The sequence below is a fragment of the Spirilliplanes yamanashiensis genome (assembly GCF_016863475.1).
GTDB classification, from domain to species: domain Bacteria; phylum Actinomycetota; class Actinomycetes; order Mycobacteriales; family Micromonosporaceae; genus Spirilliplanes; species Spirilliplanes yamanashiensis.
Window position 1 is genome coordinate 128,574 of sequence record NZ_BOOY01000028.1, and the last position, 25,051, is coordinate 153,624.

Annotated in this window: 29 protein-coding genes; 14 read left to right on the forward strand and 15 right to left on the reverse strand. The window is 75.5% G+C overall.

Annotation, left to right across the window (positions count from 1 at the left end; translation table 11 throughout):
- The first annotated feature begins 31 nt into the window (after positions 1-31).
- Positions 32-343 (forward strand): DUF3817 domain-containing protein, encoded by a 312-nt coding sequence (locus tag Sya03_RS19655; RefSeq protein WP_203939795.1) that lies wholly within the window; start codon positions 32-34, stop codon positions 341-343.
- Here the strand turns inward: Sya03_RS19655 and Sya03_RS19660 are convergent.
- From Sya03_RS19660 to Sya03_RS19685, 6 genes are all read right to left on the reverse strand, one after another.
- Positions 340-990, reverse strand: coding sequence for a hypothetical protein (locus Sya03_RS19660; RefSeq protein ID WP_203939796.1), 651 nt, complete (start codon positions 988-990; stop codon positions 340-342). The genes Sya03_RS19655 and Sya03_RS19660 overlap by 4 nt on opposite strands.
- Positions 987-1,847, reverse strand: coding sequence for an alpha/beta fold hydrolase (locus Sya03_RS19665; RefSeq protein WP_239107693.1), 861 nt, complete (start codon positions 1,845-1,847; stop codon positions 987-989). The genes Sya03_RS19660 and Sya03_RS19665 overlap by 4 nt, the downstream gene beginning before the upstream one ends.
- A 24-nt stretch (positions 1,848-1,871) precedes the next feature.
- Complete coding sequence (locus Sya03_RS19670) at positions 1,872-2,432, reverse strand: hypothetical protein (RefSeq protein ID WP_203939797.1); 561 nt, start codon at positions 2,430-2,432, stop codon at positions 1,872-1,874.
- A 64-nt stretch (positions 2,433-2,496) separates the two neighbouring features.
- Positions 2,497-3,216 (reverse strand): ATP-binding protein, encoded by a 720-nt coding sequence (locus Sya03_RS19675; RefSeq protein WP_203939798.1) that lies wholly within the window; start codon positions 3,214-3,216, stop codon positions 2,497-2,499.
- Positions 3,217-3,294: 78 nt separating this feature from the next.
- Positions 3,295-4,440: a glycosyltransferase gene (locus Sya03_RS19680; protein ID WP_203939799.1), complete on the reverse strand. Its 1,146-nt coding sequence runs from the start codon at positions 4,438-4,440 to the stop codon at positions 3,295-3,297.
- Complete coding sequence (locus tag Sya03_RS19685; RefSeq protein ID WP_203939800.1) at positions 4,437-5,441, reverse strand: glucosyl-3-phosphoglycerate synthase; 1,005 nt, start codon at positions 5,439-5,441, stop codon at positions 4,437-4,439. Before Sya03_RS19685 ends, Sya03_RS19680 begins: the two co-directional genes overlap by 4 nt.
- A gap of 169 nt (positions 5,442-5,610) precedes the next feature.
- Between Sya03_RS19685 and Sya03_RS19690 the strand changes: the two genes are divergently transcribed.
- Genes Sya03_RS19690 through secA2 form a run of 3 tightly spaced genes read left to right on the forward strand, consistent with a single transcriptional unit; the run spans position 5,611 to position 10,012 of the window.
- The gene (locus Sya03_RS19690) at positions 5,611-6,579 is read left to right on the forward strand and encodes a Gfo/Idh/MocA family protein (RefSeq protein WP_203939801.1); all 969 of its coding nucleotides are present in this window, start codon (positions 5,611-5,613) and stop codon (positions 6,577-6,579) included.
- Positions 6,572-7,663 (forward strand): zinc-dependent alcohol dehydrogenase, encoded by a 1,092-nt coding sequence (locus Sya03_RS19695; RefSeq protein WP_203939802.1) that lies wholly within the window; start codon positions 6,572-6,574, stop codon positions 7,661-7,663. Before Sya03_RS19690 ends, Sya03_RS19695 begins: the two co-directional genes overlap by 8 nt.
- A 60-nt stretch (positions 7,664-7,723) precedes the next feature.
- Positions 7,724-10,012, forward strand: coding sequence for an accessory Sec system translocase SecA2 (gene secA2, locus Sya03_RS19700; RefSeq protein WP_203939803.1), 2,289 nt, complete (start codon positions 7,724-7,726; stop codon positions 10,010-10,012).
- Positions 10,013-10,016: 4 nt separating this feature from the next.
- On the opposite strand, the gene Sya03_RS19705 is transcribed toward secA2, so the two are convergent.
- The 3 genes from Sya03_RS19705 to Sya03_RS19715 all read right to left on the reverse strand — a co-directional run bounded on the left by Sya03_RS19705 (position 10,017) and on the right by Sya03_RS19715 (position 12,103).
- The gene (locus Sya03_RS19705; RefSeq protein ID WP_275411463.1) at positions 10,017-10,976 is read right to left on the reverse strand and encodes a DUF3500 domain-containing protein; all 960 of its coding nucleotides are present in this window, start codon (positions 10,974-10,976) and stop codon (positions 10,017-10,019) included.
- Positions 10,973-11,320 carry an ankyrin repeat domain-containing protein gene (locus Sya03_RS19710; protein WP_203939860.1) on the reverse strand — a complete coding sequence of 116 codons (348 nt, stop codon included), beginning with the start codon at positions 11,318-11,320 and terminating at the stop codon, positions 10,973-10,975. The genes Sya03_RS19705 and Sya03_RS19710 overlap by 4 nt, the downstream gene beginning before the upstream one ends.
- Positions 11,321-11,401: 81 nt before the next feature.
- Entirely contained in the window at positions 11,402-12,103 is a 702-nt protein-coding gene (locus tag Sya03_RS19715) for a DUF305 domain-containing protein (RefSeq protein WP_203939804.1), read from the reverse strand.
- Between the two features lie 153 nt (positions 12,104-12,256).
- Between Sya03_RS19715 and Sya03_RS19720 the strand changes: the two genes are divergently transcribed.
- From Sya03_RS19720 to Sya03_RS19765, 10 genes are all read left to right on the forward strand, one after another.
- Entirely contained in the window at positions 12,257-13,690 is a 1,434-nt protein-coding gene (locus Sya03_RS19720) for an LVIVD repeat-containing protein (RefSeq protein WP_370872034.1), read from the forward strand.
- 482 nt (positions 13,691-14,172) lie between these two features.
- Positions 14,173-14,856 (forward strand): winged helix-turn-helix domain-containing protein, encoded by a 684-nt coding sequence (locus Sya03_RS19725; RefSeq protein WP_203939806.1) that lies wholly within the window; start codon positions 14,173-14,175, stop codon positions 14,854-14,856.
- A gap of 17 nt (positions 14,857-14,873) precedes the next feature.
- On the forward strand, positions 14,874-15,509 hold the full coding sequence (locus Sya03_RS19730) for a nucleoside/nucleotide kinase family protein (protein ID WP_203939807.1): 636 nt from the start codon (positions 14,874-14,876) through the stop codon (positions 15,507-15,509).
- 193 nt (positions 15,510-15,702) lie between these two features.
- A complete protein-coding gene (locus Sya03_RS19735; protein ID WP_203939808.1) occupies positions 15,703-16,155 on the forward strand; it encodes a TraR/DksA family transcriptional regulator in 453 nt (150 codons plus the stop codon).
- 75 nt (positions 16,156-16,230) lie between these two features.
- Positions 16,231-17,103, forward strand: coding sequence for a DUF72 domain-containing protein (locus Sya03_RS19740; RefSeq protein WP_203939809.1), 873 nt, complete (start codon positions 16,231-16,233; stop codon positions 17,101-17,103).
- Positions 17,100-17,840, forward strand: a complete 741-nt coding sequence (locus Sya03_RS19745) for a DUF72 domain-containing protein (protein ID WP_203939810.1) — start codon at positions 17,100-17,102, stop codon at positions 17,838-17,840. The genes Sya03_RS19740 and Sya03_RS19745 overlap by 4 nt, the downstream gene beginning before the upstream one ends.
- A gap of 84 nt (positions 17,841-17,924) precedes the next feature.
- Complete coding sequence (locus Sya03_RS19750; RefSeq protein WP_203939811.1) at positions 17,925-18,116, forward strand: hypothetical protein; 192 nt, start codon at positions 17,925-17,927, stop codon at positions 18,114-18,116.
- A 4-nt stretch (positions 18,117-18,120) separates the two neighbouring features.
- Positions 18,121-19,368, forward strand: coding sequence for a cupin domain-containing protein (locus Sya03_RS19755; protein ID WP_203939812.1), 1,248 nt, complete (start codon positions 18,121-18,123; stop codon positions 19,366-19,368).
- 39 nt (positions 19,369-19,407) lie between these two features.
- Entirely contained in the window at positions 19,408-19,767 is a 360-nt protein-coding gene (locus Sya03_RS19760) for an ArsR/SmtB family transcription factor (RefSeq protein ID WP_203939813.1), read from the forward strand.
- Entirely contained in the window at positions 19,764-20,378 is a 615-nt protein-coding gene (locus Sya03_RS19765) for an SRPBCC domain-containing protein (protein ID WP_203939814.1), read from the forward strand. Before Sya03_RS19760 ends, Sya03_RS19765 begins: the two co-directional genes overlap by 4 nt.
- Positions 20,379-20,398: 20 nt before the next feature.
- Here Sya03_RS19765 and Sya03_RS19770 read toward each other — a convergent pair whose 3' ends face one another.
- The 6 genes from Sya03_RS19770 to Sya03_RS19795 form a co-directional block, all read right to left on the reverse strand.
- Positions 20,399-21,238 carry a hypothetical protein gene (locus Sya03_RS19770; protein ID WP_203939815.1) on the reverse strand — a complete coding sequence of 280 codons (840 nt, stop codon included), beginning with the start codon at positions 21,236-21,238 and terminating at the stop codon, positions 20,399-20,401.
- Positions 21,235-21,495 (reverse strand): hypothetical protein, encoded by a 261-nt coding sequence (locus Sya03_RS19775; protein ID WP_203939816.1) that lies wholly within the window; start codon positions 21,493-21,495, stop codon positions 21,235-21,237. The genes Sya03_RS19770 and Sya03_RS19775 overlap by 4 nt, the downstream gene beginning before the upstream one ends.
- A gap of 83 nt (positions 21,496-21,578) precedes the next feature.
- A complete protein-coding gene (locus tag Sya03_RS19780) occupies positions 21,579-21,902 on the reverse strand; it encodes a hypothetical protein (RefSeq protein ID WP_203939817.1) in 324 nt (107 codons plus the stop codon).
- Positions 21,903-21,964: 62 nt separating this feature from the next.
- Positions 21,965-22,339: a PIN domain-containing protein gene (locus Sya03_RS19785; protein WP_203939818.1), complete on the reverse strand. Its 375-nt coding sequence runs from the start codon at positions 22,337-22,339 to the stop codon at positions 21,965-21,967.
- Positions 22,340-22,401: 62 nt separating this feature from the next.
- Positions 22,402-23,916 carry a S1 family peptidase gene (locus Sya03_RS19790; RefSeq protein WP_239107695.1) on the reverse strand — a complete coding sequence of 505 codons (1,515 nt, stop codon included), beginning with the start codon at positions 23,914-23,916 and terminating at the stop codon, positions 22,402-22,404.
- 101 nt (positions 23,917-24,017) lie between these two features.
- Entirely contained in the window at positions 24,018-24,995 is a 978-nt protein-coding gene (locus Sya03_RS19795) for a LysR family transcriptional regulator (RefSeq protein ID WP_203939819.1), read from the reverse strand.
- Positions 24,996-25,051: the final 56 nt, after the last annotated feature.

Sequence of the window (25,051 nt, forward strand, 5' to 3'; positions counted from 1 at the left end):
ACGTGCGGGCCCACTTTCGCCGGGAGTGCCAGTGCGCCGCTTCGTGCCACCGCTGTTCGCCGCCGTCGCGGTCGCCGAGGCGTGCAGCTGGGCGGCGCTCATCGTCGGCATGGTGTTCAAGTACGTGGTCGTCGGCAACGAGATCGGCGTCACCATCTTCGGCCCGATCCACGGCGCGCTGTTCGTCGCGTACCTGGGCCTGGCGCTGGCGATGGCGTACCTGGGCCGGTGGCGCTGGTGGGTGGCGCTGATCGCGCTGCTGTGCGCGGTGCCGCCGTTCGCGACGCTGGCGTTCGAGCGCTGGGCCCGCCGCACCGGCCACCTGGAGCCGGCGCCCGCCTAATCGCTGCGGTCCTGCATCTCCCACGCGTGGTCGAGGGCGTGCCAGGCGACGCGCCGGATCACGTACCGGGCGGGCCACCCGGTGGGGTGGGGCGGGCTGCCGTCCGAGGGCGCCCGCAGCGCGGCGAGCAGCTCGTCGCGCAGCGCGGCGATCGCCGCCGCGTCGCCCACCGCCGGCGGCTTGTGCTTCACCCCGAACTTGCGGGCGTACGCCGCCTCGGCCTCCAGCACGTGCGCCACCATCTTCGTGCGGTCCCGGCCGCCGCCGCGCGGGCCCTTGCGCAGCTGTTCGGGCGAGGTGGCGGCGGTCTCGTCCAGCACCTCCCACGCCGCCACGACCAGGGCGAGGAGCCGGTCGGCCTGCCGCCGGTCGTGCGCCCGCCGGTCGTCGGCGCCGATCGCGCCCGGGATGCCGAAGTCGGTGCTGGCGTCGCCGGGCAGCCGCTCGTCGACGACCATCGTGTCGGCGGCGTTCTTCGGCAGCCGCAGCCCGGCCCGCTCCGCCACCACCCGGTAGCGGTCCGCGTAGTCGGCCAGCGCGGCTATCGCCGCCTCCTCCGTGCGCCCGGAGCGGCACCAGCCGGGCCAGTCGTACACCCAGGCGAACGCCTTCTTCGCCGTGCTCTCCACCGCCACCGTCGTGGTCACGGCACCCAGTCTCGCAGGAAGTCGCGCAGCGCGGCGGCGAGCGCGGCGGGGTTCTCCTCCGCCATGTGGTGCCCGCTGTCGATGGGCACGCCGCGCACGTCCGGCGCCCAGTCCCGCCAGATGGCCAGCGGGTCGCCGTACAGCTCGACCATGTCGTCGCGGGTGGACCAGCAGAACAGCGTGGGGCAGCCGACGGTGCGCCCGGCGGCGCGGTCGGCGTCGTCGGCGGCGCGGTCGGCGCGCAGGCCCGCCCGGTAGTCCTCGCACATGGCGTGCACGGTGGCCGGGTCGTGCTGGGCGGCGCGGATGTCGGCGTACGCCTCGGCGGGCAGGCCGGCCGGGTCGAGGCCGTACCAGGCGTCGGGGTCGGCGAGGATGACCCGCTCGGCGGGCCGCGCGGTCTGGCCGAGGAAGAACCAGTGCCACCAGAGCGCGGCGAACCGGGCGTCGGCGCGGGCCAGGGCCTCGCCGATGGGGATGCCGTCGAGCACGGCGAGCCGGTCGACCCGGTGCGGGTGGTCGAGGGCGAGCCGCAGCGCCGCGTAGCAGCCGCGGTCGTGCCCGGCGACGGCGAACCGCTCGTGGCCGAGGGCGCTCATCAGGGCGGCGGCATCGCGCGCCATCGCCCGCTTGGAGTAGTCGCCCGGCTTCGACGACCCGCCGTAGCCGCGCAGGTCCGGGCACACGACGGTGAACCCGTCGGCCAGCTCGGCGGCGACCGCGTGCCAGGTGACGTGGGTGCGCGGGTGGCCGTGCAGGAGCAGCAGCGGCGGGCCGGAGCCACCGTGCCGCACCCGCAGGGTCGCCTCGCCGGTGCCGATGTGGTCGAGGAGGAACCCGTCGAAGAAGCCGTTCACCCCCCGATCATCGCGGCCGCCGGGTCAGCCCGCAGCGGTCGCCGCCAGCACCGCCCCGGCGAGCGTGAGGCCCAGGGCCGCCTGCAGCAGCAGGGCGGGGCCGAGGTGCGACCACAGCGTCGGGATGCGCGGCGTGAGCAGCTGCAGCGTGGTCATGTTGACGATGTGGGTGACCCGGTCGGGCAGGGCCCGGTCCTTCTGCGGCCGGGCGTGCACCTGGACCAGGTCGCCGCGGTGCAGCGCCGACTGGGGCAGGTGACCGTGCAGCTCGACCTCGTACCGGGTGCCGGTGTCGTCGCGCAGCTCCAGGTGCGTGACGAGGTACTCGGGGCCCTTCTTCAGCTCGGCGAACCGGCGCCGCGCCGCCCCCGTGCCGACGCCGCGGCGCAGCACCGACAGCAGGGCCGCGCCGCACGCCCGGGCGATCGAGGCGGCCGCCACGACGGCCATGAGCAGCGGCTGGCCGACCCGCACCTCACGCGTGTACGTGGTGCCGAAGCGGACGAAGCGGGCGTCGATGATCGGGCCGCCGTGCCGCAGCACCGGGTCGCCGAAGATCCGGGTGTCCCATCGCTCGGTGTCCATGTCTCATGGTACTCAGCGTCAGCGTGTGAGCACCTTGAGTGAATGTTTCACCGCGGCGGGCGGGTCAGGAGCCGATCGTCGCCCAGACGACCTTGCCGTCCACGACCGGCAGCACGCCCCAGGCGTCGCTCAGGTCCCGCACGAGGCGCAGCCCGCGCCCGCCGGCCTCGTCCAGCCCGGGGTCGGCGGGCTCGGGCTCGCGGGCGCTGCCGTCGCGCACCGCGATCGACAGCCGGCCGTCGCGCGGCGCCAGGGTGATCTCCATGCCGGTGCGGGCGTGCCGGATGACGTTGGCGACCAGCTCGGTCACCACCACGGCCGCGGTGGCGCGCAGCTCCGCCAGCCCCCACCGCTCGCACGCGTCGGCGACCAGCTCGCGGGCCTGCCGGCAGGCGCCCGTGGTGGGCCGCAGCCGGGCCCGCAGCCGCACGGGCGCCGCGGTGGAGCGCACCTCGTCCAGGGCGTGCTCGAGCGTCGGGTGCACCCGGCAGCCGGTGTCGGCGAGCTGGCGGGCGGTGCGGTCGCCGGGGGAGTGCAGCATGAGCGGCACGGCCGGCCAGTCGGCCGCCTCGGCGGTCATCGCCGGGAACACGTCCAGGGCGGTCGGGTGCCGCACGTCGAGGCCCGCGATGTCGACCACGACCGCGTCGGGCTGCGCCGCCAGGGCGGTGTGCAGGGCGGTGCGCAGGGCGGGCGCCGTCGCCGTGTCGAGGTCGCCCGTGACCCGCAGCACCGCCACGGGGAGTTCCTGTTCGGGCCGGCAGACCAGTCGGCTCGCTGGCATCCGCACTCCTCAACGCCGGTTACCGGTCCGCCGGGAGGTTCCCGGGCGGACCGGCCACCAAACGCGAGCCTGCGTCGGCTACCCGACAGTGGCGACCGCCGCCCGCTCCAGCACGCGCTCGTACAGCTCGGCGTACGCCGCCGCCATGACGTCCGGGGTGAACCGCCGCGCCGCCTCCGCGCGGCAGGCCCGGTCGTCCAGGCCGGCGGCCAGCGTGACCAGCTCGCCCAGCTCCTCCTCGGCGCCCAGCAGGCCGGTGCGGCCGTGCTCGATCAGCTCCGGCAGGCAGCCCTCCGGCGTGGCCACCACGGGGGTGCCCAGCGCCAGCGACTCGACCACGGCGGTGCCGCCCGGCTCCGCCCAGCGCAGCGGGAACAGCATCGCCTGCGCCGACGCCACGAGCGCGTCGCGCTCGGCCCCGGCGACGGTGCCGATCCAGCGCACCCGCACCCCGTCGACGTGCGGGGCCACCCGCTCGCGCCAGAACCGCACGTCGGGGTTCTGCGCCGCCGCCGGGTCGCCCTGCGCGGCGGCCAGGTCGCCGGGCTGGTGGTACGGCCCGACCGGCCCGGCCAGCACCAGGTCGAAGCCGTGCTCGTGGGCCAGCCGGGCGGCGGTGTCCTGGCCCTTGCCGGGCGTGATCCGGCCGAGGCTGACCACGTACGGCCCCTTCGGCACGCTCGCCCGCCGGTCCGCGCCCTCGGCCAGGGGCGTCGCCAGGTGCACGTGCCCGACGGCGTGCGCGCGCAGCGCCTGCGGCGCCCGGGCCAGCTGGGACGCCGAGACGCCGTTGACGAACACCCGGCCGGCGCCGTCGAAGGTGCCGTACAGGTCGGGGTGCTTCGCCAGGTCCCAGTGCAGGGTCTGCAGCGCCGGGCGGCCCAGCGCCGCCGCGAACGCCAGCCCGGCCGCCTCGACGTGGTCGTGCACCAGGTCGATGTCGTCGCGCTCGTGCAGCGCCCGGGCCACCGCGTGCTGGTGGGCCGGCACGATCCCGCACACCTGGTTGTACGGCCGCTGCAGCTGGGCGAACTGCCCCTCGCCGAACACGGTGACGCGGCCGTCGGCCGCCAGCGTGCTGTCGCCGACCGTGGCGAGCACGACGCGCACGCCGAGGCGGCGCAGCGGCGGCACCAGCGTGGCGACGACGTTCTCGATGCCGCCGTAGCCGCGCGGCGGCACGGGCAGCCACGGCCCGGCGTTCATCAGGACCGTGCGGGTCACCGGCCCACCGCCCGGCGGGAGCGCGCCAGCGACGCCAGCGGCGGGCGCTCCTGCACGTCGATGTCGGTGACGTCGATGGTGCGGTCCAGCCCCGGCAGGGCGTCCTCCGCGCCGCGGCGGAACTGGGTCAGCACGGTGGCCGGCGGCCGCTCGGTCAGGACCAGGCCGGCCCGGTGCAGGCGCGACCAGGCGGTCACCATGATCTGCGCCGACATCCGGCCCAGCGCGGCGGTGTCCTGGTGGCGGTGCCGCCGCTCGCCCAGGTCGACCTGGGCCAGGGCGTCGAGGCCCACCAGGTCGAGCAGGTCGACCAGCATGGCGAACTCCACGCCGTAGCCGGACACGAACGGGATGCGCTCCAGGGTGCGCCGGCGGCCGGCGTACTCGCCCGCCAGCGGCTGCACGACGCCGGCCAGGGTGGGCCAGAACAGGTTGAGCAGCGGGCGGGCGGCCAGCTCGGTGACCCGGCCGCCGCCGTCCTGCTCGACGCCGCCGGAGCGCACCAGCGGCCGGTGGTAGAAGCCCTTGACGAACTCGACGGACGGGTCGCTGAGCAGCGGCCCGATCAGCCCGGTGACGAAGTGGTCGGAGAAGCCCTCCAGGTCGCCGTCGATGAACGCGACCACGTCGCCGGTGGACGCGGCGAGCCCGGCCCACAGCGCGTCGCCCTTGCCGCTCAGCCGGGGCAGGCCCCGCGTGACGTCGTCCTGGTGCACCACGCGGGCGCCCGCCGCCTCGGCGACCTCGGCGGTGCGGTCGACGGAGCGCGAATCGACCACGACGATCTCGTCGACCAGTCCGGTGCGCTGGGCGAGCCGCCGCACCGTGGCGACGATGGCCCCGACGGTGGCCTCCTCGTTGCGGGCCGGGATGACGACGCTGACGGTCGTCGTTCCCTTGCGCCGGATCAGTTCGGCGGGTTGCCACCGGCCGGCGCTGCTCGTGCGGTAGGTCGTCCACGCCTCCACGACGGGTGACGCGGTCAGGTCGGTCTGGTCCACGATGCTCCCCCAACGATCGGTAGCCCCTAACCGGCGGGGATCCCCTCGATCGTTCCGCGTCAATCGTTCTCGCCGATAACGATGCGGTGTCGAAGTCGATCGATCCCAGAACGTTTGGGGGAACGGCCGGCGGAGAAGTACCGGGCCGTCGAGAGAGTGGAGATCACCTATGGCGGTCAGCAGGATCGGTCTGGTCGGAGCCGGCGGCGTGGCGCAGCGGCATGCGCGCGTGCTGTCGGGGTTCGCCGACGTGCGCCTGGCGGGGGTGACCGACGTGCTGCCCGAGGCGGCCGAGCGGCTCGCCGGCGAGTACGGGGCCCCGGCGGTCCCGACGGTGGAGGACCTGCTGGCCGACGGCGTCGACGCGCTGTACGTGTGCGTCCCGCCGTTCGCCCACGGCCCCGCCGAGCGGGCGGCGGCCGAGGCTGGCGTCCCGCTGTTCGTCGAGAAGCCGGTCGGGCTCGACGCGGCCGTCCCGGAGGAGGTCGCGGCGCTGGTCGAGCGGCGCGGGCTGCTCAGCGCCGCCGGGCACCACTGGCGCTACCTGCGCACCGTCGAGGAGGCCGCGAGGCTGCTGGCCGGCCGCGAGATCCGGCTGGTCGCCGGCGCCTGGCTGGACAAGGTGCCGCCGGTCGGCTGGTGGCCGCACCGGGACCGCTCCGGCGGCCCGGTCGTCGAGCAGGCCGCGCACGTGCTCGACCTGGCCCGGCACCTGGCCGGGGAGGTGGCCACGGTGAACGCGGTGGGCAACGGCACGCCGCCGCCGGTGCCGGGCGCGGACGTGGACACCGCCACCGCCGCCGTCCTGCGCTTCGCGGACGGCGCGGTCGGCACCCTGTCGGCGACCTGCGCGCTGGGCTGGAAGCACCGGGCCGGGCTCGAGGTGTACGCCGACGGCCTGGCCCTGGCGATCACCGAGGACGAGCTGGTCGTCCGCGACGCCGACGGCGAGCGGCGGGTGGCCGGCGACGCGGAGGCGGCCCGGGTCGCCGTCGACCGCGCGTTCGTCGACGCGGTGCGCGGCGAGGGCCACGACGTGCGGGTGCCGTACCCGGAGGCGCTGCGCACCCACCGGCTGGCCCTGGCGGTGGCCGAGTCCGCGGCGACGGGCCGCACCGTCGAGGTGCCGCGTGGCTGACCGCGAGCTCGTCGTCACCGGGCCGGGCGCCGTCGAGCTGCACGACAGCGAGCCGGCCGAGCCGGCCGGCGGGCAGTTCCGCGTCGAGACCCTGTTCTCCGGCGTCTCCGCCGGCACCGAGCTGACCTTCGTCAAGGGCACCAACCCGTGGCTGCACCGCGGCTTCGACGCCGAGCTGGGCCTGTTCCGCGACACCGACCCCAGCACGCCGTACCCGGTGCGCGGCTTCGGCTACATGCAGGTCGGCCGGGTCACCCGCAGCGCCACCCCGGCGGTGGCGGAGGGGTCGGTGGTGGCGATGACCTACGGCCACCGCACCGCCCACGTGGCCGACCCGCTGCGCGAGCGGGTCGTGCCGCTGCCCGACGGGCTGGACCCGGTGCTCGGCGTGTACGCCGCCCACATGGGCCCCATCTGCGCCAACGGCCTGCTGCACGCCGCGGCCGACCTGCACGGCGCCGACGTGCGCGACCTCGGCGACGGGGTGCGCGGCCGCCGCGTCGCGGTCACCGGCGCGGGCGTCGTCGGCCTGCTCACCGCCCTGTTCGCCCGTCGGCACGGCGCCGCGTCGGTGGTGGTCGTCGACCCGACGCCCGAGCGGCGCGCCGTGGCCGAGGCGCTCGGCCTGGAGACCCTCGACCCGGACGGCGCGCACGACCCGGCCGTCGTCCTGAAGACCCGGTGGCGGCACGCGGCCGGCGACCGCGGTGCGGACGTGGTGTTCCAGTGCCGCGGCCGGGCGAACGCGCTGCACCTGGCGCTGCGCCTGCTGCGCCCCCAGGGCGTCGTCGTGGACCTCGCGTTCTACCCCGGCGGCGCCGACGAGGTGCGCCTCGGCGAGGAGTTCCACCACAACGGCCTGGCGCTGCGCTGCGCCCAGATCGGCCGGGTCCCGCGCGGGCTCGCCGGGCACTGGGACCGCGAGCGGCTGTCCGCCGAGACGGTCGGCCTGCTGCACGCCGACGGGGCCGCGCTGCGCGCGCACCTGATCACCGCGGTGGTGCCGTTCGCCGAGGCTCCGGCCCTGTTCGCCGACCTGGCCGGCGGGCGCCGGCACGAGCTGCAGGCGGTGCTCGCCTGCTGATCCACCGCGGGCGGGAGTAGGCACCCGCGCGGGGGCGCGCGTGCAGTACCGTTGCCGCCCATGGGCGTCTCGCAAAAGCTGAAGAGCCGGCTGCGCAAGTTCCTCCAGCGGCCGGGCACCACGGTCGACCTGGCCCCGCTGGAGAAACTCCTGCCCGCCGTCGAGGCGATGGAGGACGAGCTCGCCGCGCTCGACGACGCCGCGCTCACCGAGCGCGCCGCGCAGGCGGAGGAGTACACCGAGATCTGCGCCGTCGGCCGCGAGGCCGCCCGCCGCGCCCTCGACCAGCGCCCGTACGACGTGCAGCTGCTCGGCGCCATGTCGCTGCTGGCCGGCAAGGTCGCCGAGATGGCCACCGGTGAGGGCAAGACCCTGACCGCCACCATCGCCGCGTACGGCCACGTGCGGCAGGGCCGCGGCCCGGTGCACGTGCTGACCGTCAACGACTACCTGGCCCGCCGCGACGCCACCTGGATGGAGCCGGTCTACGACCTGCTCGGCCTGACCGTCGGCTGGGTCACCGAGGCGTCCACCCGGGACGAGCGCCGCGCGGCGTACGCCCGCGACGTCACCTACGTCTCGGTCAGCGAGGCCGGCTTCGACTACCTGCGCGACCAGCTCGTCACCGACATCGCCGACCGGGTGCAGCCCGAGCTGACCACGGCCATCGTCGACGAGGCCGACTCGATCCTCATCGACGAGGCCCGTGTGCCGATGGTGCTGGCCGGCACCGTGCCCAGCGAGAGCGACCCGGTGCACGCGGCCGCCGCGATCGTCGCCGACCTCAAGGCCGGCCGCGACTACAAGGTCGGCGAGGACGGCCGCAGCGCCGCCTTCACCGCCCGCGGCACCGCGGCGGTCGAGAAGGCGCTCGGCGGCATCAACCTGTACGACGACGAGCACACCGCGCAGCTGTCGGCCGTCAACGTCGCCCTGCACGCCAAGGCGCTGCTGCACCGCGACGTCGACTACATCGTCCGCGGCGGCACCGTCGAGCTGATCGACGAGATGCGTGGCCGGGTGGCGCAGCGGCGCCGCTGGCCCGACGGCCTGCAGGCCGCCGTCGAGGCGAAGGAGGGCCTCGACGCCACCGCCGAGGGCGAGCAGCTCAACACGCTCACCGTGCAGGCCTACATCGCGCTGTACACCACCGTGTGCGGCATGACCGCCACCGCGGTGCACGTCGGCGAGGAGCTGCGCGAGTACTTCGGCCTCGAGGTCGCGGTCATCCCGCCGAACACCCCGAACATCCGCAAGGACGACGAGGACCGCATCTTCGCCACCCGGGTGGAGAAGGAGGAGGCGATCGTCGCGGAGATCGCCGCCGCGCACGAGCGCCGGCGCCCGGTGCTGGTCGGCACGCTCGACGTCAAGGAGTCCGAGCGGCTGGCCACGGCGCTGGAGGCGGCCGGCATCCCGTCGGTGGTGCTCAACGCGAAGAACGACGACGAGGAGGCCTCGATCATCGCCGAGGCCGGCGCGCTCGGCGCGGTCACGGTCTCCACCCAGATGGCCGGCCGCGGTGTCGACATTCGGCTCGGCGGCAGCGCCGGCAAGGACGCGGAGAAGGTCGTCGACCTCGGCGGCCTGCTCGTCATCGGCGCCGGCCGGCACGACAGCCGCCGCGTCGACGACCAGCTGCGCGGCCGCGCGGGCCGGCAGGGCGACCCGGGCGGCTCGCGGTTCTTCGTCTCGCTGGAGGACGAGCTGATCACCCGGCACGCGGGCGAGATGATCCCGCCGTCGCCGAAGATGGACATGGACGGCAACGTCCACGACGAGATCGTCGACTACGCCATCGAGCACGCGCAGCGCGTCGCCGAGGGCGTCAACCACGAGATCCACCGCAACACGTGGCGCTACTCGGTCGTCGTCGAGCAGCAGCGCAAGGCGCTCGCCGAGCGGCGCGAGCGGCTGCTCACCACCGACGTGGCCGGCGACATGCTGCGCAAGCGGCTGGCCGACAAGCTGGCGGACGTCCCGGACGAGGTGGTCAACGAGGCCGGCCGGGCCGTCGCGCTGTACCACCTCGACCGGCTGTGGGCCGAGCACCTGGCCGAGCTGGCCGAGGTGCGCGAGGGCGTGCACCTGCGCGCGCTCGGCAAGCTCGACCCGCTGGACGAGTTCCACCGCGCGGCCGTCCCGGCGTTCCAGAAGCTGATGCCCGAGATCGAGGAGCGCACCGTGCTCACGGTCGAGGAGCTGGACCTCAGCGACGGCTACCAGCCGGACGCCGCCGACCTGGTGCGCCCGAGCGCCACGTGGACGTACCTGGTGCACGACAACCCGTTCGGCTCCGAGCTCGACCGGCTCATCGCGGCCGTCGGCCGCCGCCTCACGGGGCGCTGACCGCTCAGGCGGCGTGCCCGTCGCCCAGGTGGGCGGCGAGCACGTCGTCGCCGAAGTCGCTCAGCGGTCGGCGCAGCACGGTGTGCGCGTGGTTGCCGTCGTCGGTGGTGTTGTCGTACTCGACGAGCAGGTCGGGGGCCTGCAGCCGGTAGTAGTGCCGCACCCCCGGCCCGGGCGGGCCCTCCCACGCGAAGTGCAGGGCGCGCCGGTCGAGCCGCCGGTCCTCCGCGTCGGCCAGCTCCTCGGGCAGCCGGGCCAGGTAGAGGGCGACGAGCTGCTCCACCAGCGACCGCGCGCCCACGCCCAGGTCGGCGACGGGCACCCCGGCCGGTTCGATCGTGGCGGCGGCCCGGGCGGCGATCCCGCTGCGGATGTCGTCCGGCGCCGCGTCGGCCACCACGGCCCGCCGCCGGTCCTGCGGCGCCATGGCCAGCAGCACCGCCCGGCCCAGGTCCTCCTCGGGGGCCAGCGGCCGCAGCACCGGGTGCCCGGCGTGGTCGACGCGCGCCGGGTTGGCGCCCAGGAACAGCGGGGCGGGGGAGACCCGGTCGCCGGCGAGGGTCATGGTGACCGACAGGTGGTGGCCCTCGAACCGCCAGCCGAACGCGTCGTCGCCGGGGCCGCCGAACAGCACCACGCGGAAGTCCTCGCTGTGCCGCCCGCGCGCCCAGCCCTCCCGCCGGTCGAGCACCTCCTCCAGGGCGAGCACCGCCATGGCCTGGGCGTACGCCCCCGGCGACAGCGCCGTGGCGAGCAGCCGGTGGGCGTTCTTGCGCGCGGTGACGCCCAGGTCGGCGAGGCTGACGCCGGGCCGGGGGCGCGGCCGGTACTCGAGCCAGCGGCGCCGGTCGTCGGCGAACGGGCGCCCGGCGGCGGCCCGGCCGCCCTCGTCGAGGGAGCCGAGGAACGCGGCCGCGGCGGCCCGCATCCGGGCCGCGGGGGAGCCGTCGCCGGTCACGGTCACGCGCCCCGCAGCCGGGCCGCCATCTCCGGCAGGCCGAAGAACGCGGCGGTCTCGGCGGCGGACGGGCCGCCCGCGTCCGGGTCGGCTCCGGCGGCCAGCAGGGCGTCCACGGTGGCCGGGTTGCGCCGGAACACGGCGGCCGCCAGCGCGGTCTGGCCGCGGTCGTTGGCCCGGCCGTGGTCGGCGCCGCGGGCGAGCAGCGCCGCCACGGTCTCGGGGTGGTCGTGGTACGCGGCCAGGATCAGCAGCGTGTCGCCCTTGCCGTTGGTGAGGTTCACCGGCAGGCCGGCGTCGACGTTGGCCGCCAGCTCCCCGGTGCTCCCGCCGCGGGCCAGGTCGAACATGCGGTGCGCGTACGCCAGCGTCGCCTCGTCCAGGTCCTGCGCCGTCTCGTCGGTCACGGCTCGACTCTAGGCCGCCCGGCGTCAGCGGACGAGCGACGTCATCCGGTTGATCTCCGCGGCCTGTTCGACGCCGATCTCGTTGGCCAGCTCGCCGAGCATCTGGTCGGCGCCGCCGGACAGCACGTCGCCGACCATTCGCAGCGCGCCGCGGTGGTGCTCGGTCATCATCGCGACGAACCGGCGGTCGAAGTCGGCGCCGCGGGCGGCGGCGAGCGCGTCGAGGGCGGCCTGGCCCTGCATGCCGGGCATGGCGGCGTGGTCGTGGCCGGGCGGGGTGGCGGGCAGCCCGCGGGTGCTCAGCCAGGTCTGCAGCTGCGGCAGCTCGGCGCCCTGGGCCAGCCGGATCCGCTCGGCGACGGCCGCGACGCGGGGGTCGCCGGCCCGGCCGGGCGCCAGCTCGGCCATCCGCAGGGCCTGCTGGTGGTGCGGGATCATCATCTGCACGAACGCGGCGTCGATGCCGTTGTGCGGCGCCTGCGCCGGCGCGCTGACCCGGGCGCCGTCGGCCACCCGGTTCGGCTCGCCGGGGCGGCCGGGCACCACCACGGGCACCGGCTCGCTCGGCGGCACGGGCGCCGAGGAGACCGCCGCCGAGACCGCCGCCGGGGCCGACGGCGCCGGCCCGGCCGTCCCGCCGTCGCCGCCCGCCGCTGCCGCCACCCCGGCGGCGACGCCGGCGCCGGCGACCACGGCCGCCGCGAGGAGCAGGCGCGCCCGGTTCATGATCCCCCTCGGGTCCGGAAGGCATCGACGACCGCCACGCTACCCGCCCGCGCGCCGGTATGTCGTGATCGATACCCGTCCACGTAATGACCCGGGGCCGCATCGATGCTTATCGTGATGGGGTCCTACCACCCCAGACGAGGGAGATCCACAGTGCACACTGCCCCACGAGGGCGGCGGCTCAGACTCCTGGCCGGTGCCGGAGCGGCGGCCACGCTGCTGCTGAGCCTGCTGGTCGCCCCGGGCGGCCCCGCCGCCGCGGCCGACCGCGGGCCCGCCCCGAGCACCCCGCCGGCCGTCGACGAGATCTCGTCGAGCCGCAACCTGCGCCAGATCGCCCACCTGCCCAAGCAGGCGCCCTTCACCGACACGCCCGGCACCGACTGGGCGTTCCAGGGCGGCTACGCCTACGGCGGCAACTACAACGGCTTCACGGTGTACGACATCCGCCGGCCCAGCCGGCCGCGGATCGTCACCCAGGTGCTCTGCCCGGGCGCCCAGAACGACGTGTCGGTGCGCGGCAACCTGCTGTTCCTGTCCACGGACTCGCAGCGCACCGACGACTCCTGCGCCAGCGCCGGCTCGACTGCCGCGGCGCCCGGCGCGCGCTGGGAGGGCATCAAGATCTTCGACATCTCGCGCCCGGCCAGCCCCCGCTACCTGAAGTCGGTCAAGACGGCGTGCGGCTCGCACACGCACACGCTGGTGCCCGGCAAGCGCGGCGAGCGCAACGTCTACCTGTACGTGTCGTCGTACAACCTGGCGCCGGCCTCGCTGCCGAACTGCGAGCTGCCGCACGACAAGATCTCGATCGTCAAGGTGCCGCTGCGCCACCCCGAGCGGGCGGCCGTGGTGGCGACCCCGGTGCTGTTCCCGGACGGCGGTTTCCCCGGCTCGGCGTACGGCTCGGCGACGACGGGCTGCCACGACATCACCGTGTTCCCGCAGAAGAATCTCGCGGCGGGCGCCTGCATGGGTGACGGCGTGCTGTTCGACATCTCCCGGCGCACCGCGCCGCGGGTGATCACGACGGTCCGCGACGAGGCGAACTTCGCGTTCTGGCACTCGGCCACGTTCAACAACGCCGGCACCAAGGTCGTCTTCACCGACGAGCTGGGCGGCGGCGGGGCGGCCACCTGCAACGCGACGGTCGGCCCGAACCGCGGCGCCGACGCGATCTACGACATCACCGGCCGCGGCGACAACCGCCGGCTGGAGTTCCGCAGTTACTTCAAGATTCCGCGGGCGAACACGGCCACGGAGAACTGCGTCGCGCACAATGGCTCGCTGATTCCGGTGCGCGGGCGCGACATCATGGTGCAGGCCTGGTATCAGGGCGGCATCTCGGTCTGGGACTTCACCGACTCGCGCAACCCGCGGGAGATCGGTTTCTGGGAGCGGGGCCCGCTGAACGCGACCACCCTGACTCTGGGCGGTTCCTGGTCGGCGTACTGGTACAACGGATATGTTTTCTCGAACGACATTCAAAAGGGCCTGGATGTCATCCAGGTGAACGACCGGCGCATCCGCTCGGCGAAGCACGTGCGGTTCCGCGAGTTCAACGCCCAGACGCAGTACAGATACTGATCATCGGCAGCACCGGCGCCCGGCACCCGCATCCCGCGGTGGCCGGGCGCCGTCGCGTGGGTAGAGTGTGAGAGCGCTCCCTCGCGGCCGTCCTCACGCCGCACCGGAACGGCGCCGGACCCTGACTGATCGGAGGAACAGGGCCCGGTCGACACGTGTCCCGCGTCACCGAAATCGCTATCTCGCGCCGTCGTTCGGTAAATCGGCACCTTTCCGACGGCCGTCGTTCATCGGAGTGACCGTGGTCGCTTTCATGCCAGGGAAATCGTCATCCCGTCGCGGTTCCACGCTAATGTCGGGACGGCTTCCCACACTGTGGTTGTCGCCTTGACCGCATGCCCCGAAACGCGAAACATCGTCCGCGTGTTTACGCAGGGTGATGGGCCCGTTTCGGCCGCACCCCGCCTACCGGTGGACGGTCCCGGTGCTCATCCCGTGACCGCGGAGGCACCGTCCGGCCCGCAGTCCCACGAGGAGGACCCATGTCCGTCACCGCCCTCCCGGCCCGCGCCGGCCGGCGAGCGTCGCACCCGGCCGGCCCCGGCCGGCTCTCCGGCATCGGCCGGCGCGGCACGCCTGCGGGCGCCCCGGTGACGCCCCCGGTGACCCCGGCGACGCCGCCCGCGACGTCCCCCTCGCTGACGGTCACGCTGGCCATCCCGCTGGCCGGCGAGACGCTGAGCCCCGAGGCCTACCGGCTGATCGACGTCCTGCGCGACCTGGTCGAGCGCGGCAACGGCACGGTGACCGTCGACGGCCCGGCCGGTGCCGCGGCCGGTGACACGCCCGCCGGCGCGCCGGTCCTGCCCCGCCAGCGCGTCCCCGAGTCCGTGCCGGCGGCCCCCGAGGCCCCGGCCGACCCGGCCGAGGTGCGCCTGCTGGCAGGCTCGCGCCAGGTGCTCGTCGGCGGCGTGCCGCTGCCGATGACCCGCCTCGAGTTCGACCTGCTGCACTTCCTCGCCGCCAACCCGCGCCGGGTGTTCAGCCGGGTCCAGCTGCTCGCCGCCGTGTGGGGCTACGAGCACACCGGCGAGCGCACCGTCGACGTGCACGTGCGGCGCCTGCGGGTCAAGCTCGGCGCCAACGTCCCACTGGTCACCACCGTCTACGGCGTCGGCTACCGGCTGGCCGACGACGCCCGGGTGGTGCTGGTCGAGCACGCCTGACGGCTAGCATCGGCGGCATGCCGGTCCGCCCCATCACGCCCGGCGCCCTGCGCGCCGAGCTGGCGGCCCGGCTGGCCGCCGCCGTGCCGCCCGGCGGCCGGCTGCGGGTCGCCGTCGACGGGGCGCCGCCCGCGCACCCCGGTGAGCTGGCCGCCGGCCTGGTCGAGCCGCTGCGCGCCGCCGGCCACCACGCCGTGCACGTCGCCACCGCCGACTACCTGCGGCCCGCGTCGCTGCGCCTGGAGTTCGGCCGCACCGACCCGGACGCCTTCTACACCGACTGGCTCGACGAGCAGGGCCTGCGCCGCGAGGTGCTCCTGCCGGCCGGCCCGGGCGGCACCGGCCGCGTCCTGCCCGCCCTGTTCGACGCCGCCCGCGACCGCGCCACCCGCGCCCCCTACGTGACCCTGCCGCCCGGCGGCGTCGTGCTGGTCAGCGGCGCCTTCCTGCTCGGCGGCACGCTGCCGTTCGACCTGACCGTCCACCTGGAGCTGTCGGCCGCCGCGCTGGCCCGTGCGACGCCGCCCGGCGAGGCGTGGACGCTGCCCGCGTACGCCCGCTACGCCGACGAGGTCGGCCCGGCCGCCGTCGCCGACGTGGTCGTCCGGTGCGACCGGCCCGGCCGTCCGGCCCTCGTCGACGCCGCCCGGTAGACCGCCCGTCCCATCTCTTCGAGCAGTTCGCGGCGGTTTTGACCACGGACCGTTGTGCTTCGATTACATTTCCGCGAAGATCCGGTTTGGCGTCGTCAGGCGCCGGGTACCTGGCCGGTCCTCACGGCGGAAGACGTGACCGGTCAGGGCGGGGGATGTCCACCGGCACGGCAACGGGAAGGCAGGGCAGCACATGCTCGTCAACAGTGCGGTCATCACCGGTCAGCAGGCCGCGCCGGGGATCGCGGCGCCGCTGGGCGGCGATGTGGCGACCGGCCGGTCGCTGCCGGAGGTCGAGCAGATCCGCGAGGTGCTGCAGGGCCGCTACGACGCCCTGAACAAGGAGTACGAGGACGCGGTCGCGCAGAACCAGCAGCTGCGGCTCGTCGAGATCGGCGACGCGGCCGGCGACGACCAGGCCGACAGCGGCACCAAGACGGCGGAGCGGGACGCGGCCCTGTCGCTCATCCGGACCCTCGCCGACCGGCGCGGCCAGGCGGAGCACGCGCTGCAGCGGCTCGCCGACGGCAGCTACGGCAACTGCGAGGGCTGCCACAAGCCCATCCCGACCGAGCGCCTCACCATCTTCCCGTCGGCCACCACCTGCGTGGCCTGCAAGTCCAACCGGGAGCGCCGCGCCCTGTAGGGGGACGCCGCACGCGTGAGATCGTCCGCCGCCGGGTACCACCGGCGGCGGGCGATTCTCGTCGAGGGGGCAGCCATGGGCGCCATCAAGGTCGGCACGGCCTCGTGGACCGACCGCACCCTGCTCGGCTCGGGGTGGTACCCGCAGACCGCGGACAACCCCGAGAAGCGGCTGGCGTACTACGCGCGGCGGTTTCCCGTCGTCGAGGTCGACGCCACCTACTACGCGCCGCCCGCCGAGCAGACCGCGCGACTGTGGGTGGAGCGCACGCCCGCCGGCTTCACGTTCAACGTCAAGGCGTACGGGCTGCTCACCGGTCACCCGGTGAAGACCTCGTCGCTGTACAAGGACCTGCGGCCCGACACCGACAAGAAGAACGTCTACCCGAAGGACCTGCCCGCGCAGGCCTACGAGGACGTGTGGACGCGCTTCCTGTCCGCGCTGGACCCGCTCGTCGGGGCGGGCAAGCTGGGCGCGCTCCTGTTCCAGTTCCCGCCGTGGTTCGGCATCCGCAAGGACAACAAGCAGTACGTCCTGGAGGTGGCGGCCCGGTGCCGGCCGCTGCGCCCGGTGTTCGAGTTCCGCAACGCGTCCTGGTTCGAGGGCGCCAACCGCAACGAGACCCTCGACTTCCTGCGCGCCCACCGGCTCGCTTACGTCAGCGTCGACATGCCGCAGGGCCACCGCTCGTCCGTGCCGCCGGTGCTGGCGGCCACCGCCGACCTGGCGGTCGTGCGGTTCCACGGGCACAGCGACAAGTGGACGAGCCGCGACATCTACGAGAAGTTCGGCTACCGGTACTCGGCGGAGGAGCTGGCCGGCTGGGCGCCGAAGCTGCGCGGGCTGGCCGGCGAGGCGGAGCAGACCCACGTGCTGTTCAACAACTGCTACTCCGACTACGCCCAGACCAACGCCCAGCAGCTGCTCGACCTCCTCGAGGACGCATGATCCACCTCGGCACGTCCGGCTGGCAGTACCGCGACTGGCGCGGCCGGCTCTACCCGGAGAAGCTGCCCCAGCGGCTGTGGCTGGAGCACTACGTCACCGCGTTCGACACCGTCGAGGTGAACAACGCGTTCTACCGGCTGCCGGAGCGCGCCACGTTCGCCGCCTGGCGTGAGCGCACCCCGCCCGGCTTCGTCGTCGCGGTCAAGATGAGCCGGTACCTGACGCACATCAAGCGGCTGCGCGAGCCCGACGAGCCGGTGCGGCGGTTCCTCGACCGGGCGGGCGCGCTGGGCGACAAGCTCGGCCCGGTGCTGCTGCAGCTGCCGCCGACGCTGAAGGCCGACCCGGCGGCGCTCGACGCCACCCTCGCGCTGTTCCCGGCCGGCGTCCGGGTCGCCGTCGAACCGCGGCACCCGACGTGGTGGACCGGCGAGGTCCGCGCCGTGCTGGAACGACGCGCGGCCGCGCTGTGCTGGGCCGACCGCTGCGGCCGGCCGATCACCCCGCTGTGGCGCACCGCGCCGTGGGGTTACCTGCGGCTGCACGAGGGGCGGGCGAAGCCGTGGCCCCGGTACGGCCGGCAGGCCCTGGACACCTGGGCGGCCCGGCTCGACCCGGCGGCGGAGACGTTCGTGTACTTCAACAACGACCCGGGCGGCGCCGCCGTCACCGACGCCGCGTCGTTTGCGTCGCTTGCCCGCCGCCGGGGGCACACCGTCACCCGGTCACCGGGTTAGAGCCGATCATTTGGGGGGTAGATGCTCCTCGCCATCGCGCCCCGTCGCAGACGCCGGGGCGCTCACACCGTTGAAGGGGCCGAGATGACACTCAGCGACGACGACATCACCGCAGGCGGCGCGAACCCGGACGAGGGCCCGGCGGACGGCGGCGCGAACGCGTCCGGCCACGACGGCGGCGCGGACGGCTCGGCCGGCGGCTCCGGCGAGGGCCCGGCCGACGGTGGCGCCAACCCGGGCGGCCACGACGGCGGCGCCGACGGCAGTGCCGACTGATCCCATGCCCGACATCGACGCGCCGGGCGGCATCGACCGCCCGGCGCTCGCCCGTTGCATCGCCGTCGAGCCGGCCAAGTTCGCCGCCGACCACTGGGGCCGCGCCCCGCTGCTGTCCCGCGCGGACGAGCTGAACGGCCCGGACGGCTTCGGCGACCTGCTGTCGCCGGACGACGTCGACGAGCTGCTCAGCCGCCGCGGCCTGCGCACCCCGTTCCTGCGCGTCGCCCAGGCCGGCACGGTCCTGCCCGCGAGCCGGTTCACCGGCGGCGGGGGAGCCGGCGCCGAGATCGGCGACCAGGTCCGCGACGAGGACGTGCTGCGCCTGTACGCCGGCGGCGCCACCCTCGTGCTGCAGGGCCTGCACCGCAACTGGCCCGCCCTGGTCGACTTCGCCGGTGCGCTCGGCCGCGAGCTGCGCCAGCCGCTGCAGGTCAACGCCTACCTGACGCCGCCCGGCAACCAGGGCTTCGCCACCCACTACGACACCCACGACGTGTTCGTGCTGCAGGTCGACGGCCGCAAGCGCTGGCGCATCCACCCGCCCGTGCTGCCCGAGCCGCTGGAGCGCCAGGCGTGGGGCGGGCGCGCCGACGAGGTGTCCGCCTCCGCCGAGGGCGAGCCGGTCCTCGACGTCGAGCTGACCCCCGGCGACGCCCTCTACCTGCCCCGCGGCTGGCTGCACGCCGCCGCCGCGCAGGACAGCCGCTCGCTGCACCTGACCGTGGGCGTGCGCGCTCTGACCCGGTACGCGCTGGTCGAGGAGCTGCTCGCGCTGGCCGCCGAGGACCGCCGGCTGCGCGCGACGCTGCCGTTCGGCCTGGACGTGGCCGACGCCGACCAGGTGGAGCCGGAGCTGACCGAGACCGTCGAGGCGCTGCGCGACTGGCTGACCACGGCCGACCCGGCCGCGCTCGCCGCCCGGCTGCGTGAGCGGTCGTGGCCCGCGTCGCGCCCGGCGCCGATCCGGCCGCTGGCCCAGCTCGACGCCGCGGCGGCGCTGACCGCCGACGACCGGGTGCGGCTGCGGCCCGGGCTGCCCGCCCGGCTGACCGGGTCGGGGGAGCGCGTCACCCTCGCCTTCGCCGGCGGGTCGCTGGGCCTGCCCGCGGGGTGCACCCCGGCGCTGCGGATGCTGCTGACCGGCGAGCCGTGCCGCGTCGGCGACCTGCCGGGCCTGGACGGCGACGCCGACCGCCTGGTGCTGGCCCGCCGGCTGCTGCGCGAGGCCGTGGTGGTTCCCGCTTCTTAACGCTTGACTTATATAAGGCTGCGCTGCAACACTCGGCGCATGCACGCGTTCGACGTCCTCGGGGATCCGGTTCGCCGCCGGATCCTCGAGCTGCTCGCCGCCGGTGAGCAGAGCGCCGGCGCCCTCGCCGCCACGGTCCAGGCCGAGTTCGGCATCTCCCAGCCGGCCGTCTCCCAGCACCTGCGGGTGCTGCGGGAGAACGGGTTCACGACGGTCCGCGCGGACGGCACCCGCCGCCTGTACGCGGTCGACGCCGCCCCGCTGCGCGAGGTCGACGAGTGGCTGGAGGGCTTCCGCCAGTTCTGGAGCCAGCGCCTCGACGCCCTGGCGACGGAGATCGCCCGCGGCAAACGGGCCCGCCGCGCCGCCGAGCGCCCCGATGAGGAGACCGCCCAGTGATCGACATCGTCCGCGAACTGCAGGCCATCCACCGCTCCGTCGCCCGGCTGCCCGCCGGCGACAGCGAGACCGTCAGCGTGGTGCTGCGCCGGGTGTACCCGGCCGCCGCCGCCGACGTGTGGGACGCCGTCACCGACCCCGACCGCCTGAAGCGGTGGTTCTTCCCGATCAGCGGCGAGCTGAAGGAGGGCGGCGCGTTCCAGCTGGAGGGCAACGCGGGCGGCGACATCCTCACCTGCGACCCACCGCGGCACCTGCGCGTCACGTTCGGCGGCCCGGCCAGCGTCGTCGACCTGCGGCTCACCGGCGACGGCGCGGACACCACCCTCGAACTGGAACACACGGTGCCCATCGAGATGGCCGGCAGCGGCGCCGGCGCCCTGTTCGTCGGTCCCGGCTGGGACGGCGGCCTGCTGGCGCTCGGGCTGTTCCTGCGCGGCGAGGTCGCCGACGACCCGGTCGCCGCCGCGAACTCCGCGGAGGGCGTCGCGTTCGCGAAGCAGAGCACCGAGACGTGGGCCGAGGTCGTCGCCGCCTCGGGCACCGCGACCGCGGAGGAGATCGAGGGCATCCGGGCGATGGCCCTGGGCCAGTACGCGCCGGAGGCCTGAGCCTCCACACCGGACACCCGTCAGCGGCGCGCCTCCGCGCGCGGCGCGGCGGCCCGCGGCGCCCGGCCGAGCAGCCCCGCCACCACGGCGGCGACCACCGCGGCGTCGGCCGGGTGGCCGGTGCGCGGGGCCGCGGCGGGCGCGCCGCACACCCCGGCCAGCACCGCCTCCGCGGTGGCCGGGTCGGCGCCGGGCACCAGCCGGGCCGTCCCGGCGGCGGCCGCGCGCAGCGCCGGCAGGTCGGCCGGCCGCGGGTCGTGGCCCAGGCGGTCCCGGGCCAGGTCCCCGAGCACCCGCGCGGCCGCGGCGGCCAGGCCCAGCCCCACCCCGGCGTCCACGACGCGCAGCTCGGCGGCGAGCCGCTCGCGGCCCGCCCCGGCGACCCGCCGCAGCAGCTCCCCGGCGTCACCCGCGGGCGGCCGGGTCGCGCCGCCGTCCGCCGGTGGCGGGTCCGCGATGCCGGTCAGTTCCGCCACCCGGGTGCGCCACCACGACGCCAGCGGCCCCGGCGCGCGGGCCGGTTCCCGCTGCGCGGCCGGGCGCGGCACCCGCGCCTGCGGCCCCGGCCCGGCGGGCGGCGGGGCGGCGGGCGGCGCTCCCGCGTCCCCGGCCAGGCCGGCGGCGGCCAGGTAGTCGCCGAGCGCGTCGCGGGTGGCGAGCAGCTGGTGGACGGCGCGCTCCGCGTGCTCCAGGGCGGCGCCCAGCGGCGGCACGCCGATCGGGTCCACGGAGGACTGCCGCACGCGGTCGAGCAGTTCGGTGGCGGTGCGCAGGCGGTCGGCGGCGGCCGCGATCAGGTCGAGGGGCAGGTCGTCCGACGCGGACCGCACGCGGGCGGCCACGTCGGTCACCAGGCTCACAGGGCCGCCGCGTACGTCTGCGCCTGCTCCACCGCCAGCAGCGTGGCGGACAGGCAGTCGCCGAGCTGCTGGTCGGCCTGGGCGAGTGAGGCGCGGGCGGTGCCGACGGCCTCGGCGGCGCTGCCGTCGAGCGCGGCGGTGAGGGTCGTCTGGGCCTCGCCGACCCGGTCGCGGGCGGCGCGGATCGCGGCCTGGCCCTCGCTGACGTGCTGCAGGGCCGCGGCGACGGCGGCCTTCACCTCGGCGACGCTCGCCACTGCCGGTGCCTCCCGCCCCAGTTCGGTCCGATGTGCCGACTGTAGACGGAGATGACCGATCCGGACTGGATCTTGCGGTGTCGTCAGCGCCGTGTCGCGGTCGGCTCCGGCGACGGGGTGGCGGTGCGGTCGTCGACGCGGGCCGGGAACAGCGGGGTGGCGCCGTCGTCGCGGGCGTCGCGGATGTTCCAGGTGACGATGAGGCCGACGGCGACCGCGACGAACACCCCGACCTTGACCAGCGCCCGGAAGCTCGCCCAGAACCCCTTGCGCATCGACTTCACGGCGCCCTTGGTGGCCTTGTAGTCCCTGTTGGCGCGCCGCATGACCGCCCAGCCGTAGCCGAAGGCGATGAGGATGCCGCCGACCAGGACCAGGGTGAGGAGGGAAATGTTGCTGTGCTGCACCAGAACAGCCTGAATTCCCGGTTACGCCCGTGCAACAGCCGAACGGAGGTTGTGAGTGATCTTCAGCCGGACAGCCAGCGCGGCCCGCGCACCTGCGCGCCGTGGGCGGCGACCCGCTCGCGCAGGGCCCGGTCGGCGGTCACGACGACGGCCGGGCGGTCGCCCGCGGCGGCCACGAGCGCCACGATCGCGTCGTCGCCGGAGCCGGGTGCGCGCTCCAGGCGTACCCCGGCCGTGGCGGGGATGTCGCGGGCCCGGCCCTCGACGACCAGGACGACCTCGACGGGCCCGGCGAGGTCCGGCCAGCTCCCGGCGGCCGCCAGGCGGGCCAGCCGGTCGCGCAGCCGCACCGCTGCGCCGGCCCGGTCGCGCCACCAGCCGTCGGGCACCGAGCCGACGACGTTGGCGCCGTCCACCACCAGCAGGGTCGGGTCCATCCCCCGAGCATGCCGCAACCCCGCCGCGCGGGTGCGCGACGGGGCTGCGGTCGTGCGGGGGCCTACGGGTTGGTCACGCCCAGGCTGTACGAGCCGGAGCCGGAGTACGCGTGCACCCGCACCCGGTAGCGGCCGGCGGTGCCGCTGTAGGAGATGGTTTCGTCCGGGCCGGCGCTGGTGCCGGAGGCGACGTTGGTCCACCCGAAGGTGCCGTACTTCTGCAGGTAGATGTCGAAGTCCGCGCCGGTCGGGCCGTCCAGGCAGATGCGGTGCGTGCCGCTGACGGTGGTGGTGTAGTAGCTGCCGCCGGGCTGGTAGGCGCTGGCGCCCGAGGACAGCGAGCCGCCGTAGGTGGACTCGTAGCCGGTGCAGGAGCCGCCGCCCGGCGGGGGCGTGGTCGGCGGGGTGGTCGGCGGGGTGCCGCCGCCCGAGGTGGTCAGCGTGAGCCCGTACGCGCTCAGGATCTCGTTGACCGGCTGGAAGTAGGTGGTGCCGCCGGTCGAGCAGTTGCCGGAGCCGCCGGAGGTGACGCCCTGCGCCTGCTGGCCGGACAGCCACGAGCCGCCCGAGTCGCCGGGCTCGGCGCAGGCGTTGGTGCGGGTCAGGCCGGTGACGGTGCCCTGCGGGTAGTTGACCGTCGAGTTCTTCGCCTGCACGGTGCCGCAGCGCCAGCCGGTGGTGGAGCCGGAGCGGCAGATCGACGCGCCGACGGCGGCCTCGGTGGAGCCGGCCACGGTGACGTTGCCGCCGGAGTAGTTGTTGACCCACGGCTGCGAGACCCAGTTGCTGTTGGTCTGCACCCAGGCGTAGTCGTTGCCGGGGAACGACGAGCCGCGGAAGGTGCCCTGCGCGACCCGGTTGAAGCCGGTGGTGGCGGCGCCGGTGCTGCCGCAGTGGCCGGCGGTGACGAAGCCGCCCGTGACGGAGAAGCCGACGGAGCAGCGGCCGCTGCCGATGTAGTAGGCGTCGCCGCCGCGGGTGTCGTACAGCGGGCGCGGGGCCTCGGCGCTGGCGACGACGGCGACGCCGCTGACGCCGGCCGCCTTCACGAACGCCTTGGCTGCCTTGTCGCCACCGCGGGCGAGCACGACGACGGCGTTGCGGGCCGGGTCGACGTACCAGCCGGGCACGGCGCCGGCCGGGGCCTTGGCCGCCGCGGCGTCGAGCCGGGCCTTGGTGGCGTCGAGGTCGGCGCCGCTGCGGGTGACGACCTTGGCGGTGGCGCCGGCGGCGGTGACCGTGGCGGCCTGCGCCGCGTCGGTGACGGCGACGGTGAACGTGGTGGCGTCGGCGCTGAGCCACGAGCCGGCGTACGCGGCGCCGAGCGCCTTGCGCAGCCGCAGGTCGGCGCGGGCGGCCTTGTCCTCGGCGGACAGCCGGGCCCGGGCCTTGTCGGGGGTGACCCGCAGGTCGCGGGCCAGGGCGGCGAGCATCTGGGGGTTCGCGGCGTCGGCGGGGGCAACGGCCGTGACGGGGGAGGGGTTCAGCTCGGCGGCGGCGGGCAGTGCGGTGGCGACGGCCAGCGCACCGACGGGCAGGGCGATGGCGGCGGTGACCGCGAGGGTTCTACGGCGCATCCCGGTGCTCCTCGTGCAGGGGAGTTGGATGCCCGTCAACCTAACGGCCGGTATCGACGCTCATATATCCCAGCTGGCTCATACCACCGTGCATCGGTTTCTCAGGCGGCGGTCAGCTGCGCCACCCCGAGCTGCGGGTGCGCCGCCTGCCACAGCACGTACTGCGGGTTGCGGGCGATGGCGTCGCGGTACGCCTCCGTGGCCATCTCCAGCAGCCGCGGGGCCATCGCGGCGGCCGGGCTGTCGGGGTGCCAGCCGAGCACCTGCCGCCAGCGCAGCGGCGCGCCCGCGATCGGGCGGTGCGCCAGCCCGGCGGGCGGCCGGAACGTGGGCTGGCAGATGGCGACGGCCGAGCCGGCCTCCACCATGTCGACGCAGCCGCGGATGTCGGTCTCGAGCATGCGCCGCGGCGCGAAGCCGGCCCGCGCGCAGGCCGCGGCGAAGCAGTCGCCGAAGCAGCCGTCGCCGGCGCCCGCCACCCACAGCTCGTCGGCCAGCTCGGACAGGTCGAGCTCCTCGTTCTTCAGCGCCGGGTGGTCCTCGGGCATGAGGACGCAGACGCCGTCGACCGCGATGGTGCGCCAGACCAGCCCGTACTCCGCCGACGGCATGGCGTCGCCGCACACGCCGACCTGGGCGAAGTCGAGCTTGCCGGCGAGCACCATGGACGCCAGCTCGTCGACGTAGTACGAGGCGTGGGTGGTGATCTGGGCGTTCGGCTGGTCCTCGGACAGCCGGTGCACCAGCCCGCCGATGATGGGACCGCCGCAGGCGCCGATCCGGTAGCGGGACATGCCGGTCTCCTGCTCGGAGCCCGCCAGCCGGGCCGCCTCGTCCTGCAGCCCCTTCATGGCGGGCAGCAGCACCTTGGCCCGGGCGAGCACGAGCTCGCCGAGTGCGGTGGGGCGCGCGCCCCGGCGGTCCCGCTCGAACAGCGGGCCGCCCAGCGTGCGCTCGATGCGTTGCAGCTGGGCCGTCAGGGCGGGTTGCGCCAGTCCCAGCATCGACGCGGCCTTGGTCACACTCCCTGTCTCCGCGATGGCGCAGACCACCTTGAGGTGACGTAGCTCGAGGTTCATAGCGTGACGGTAGGACGTTCGCGGGATTGCCGGAAGACCTTCGGACCCGCAAAGCT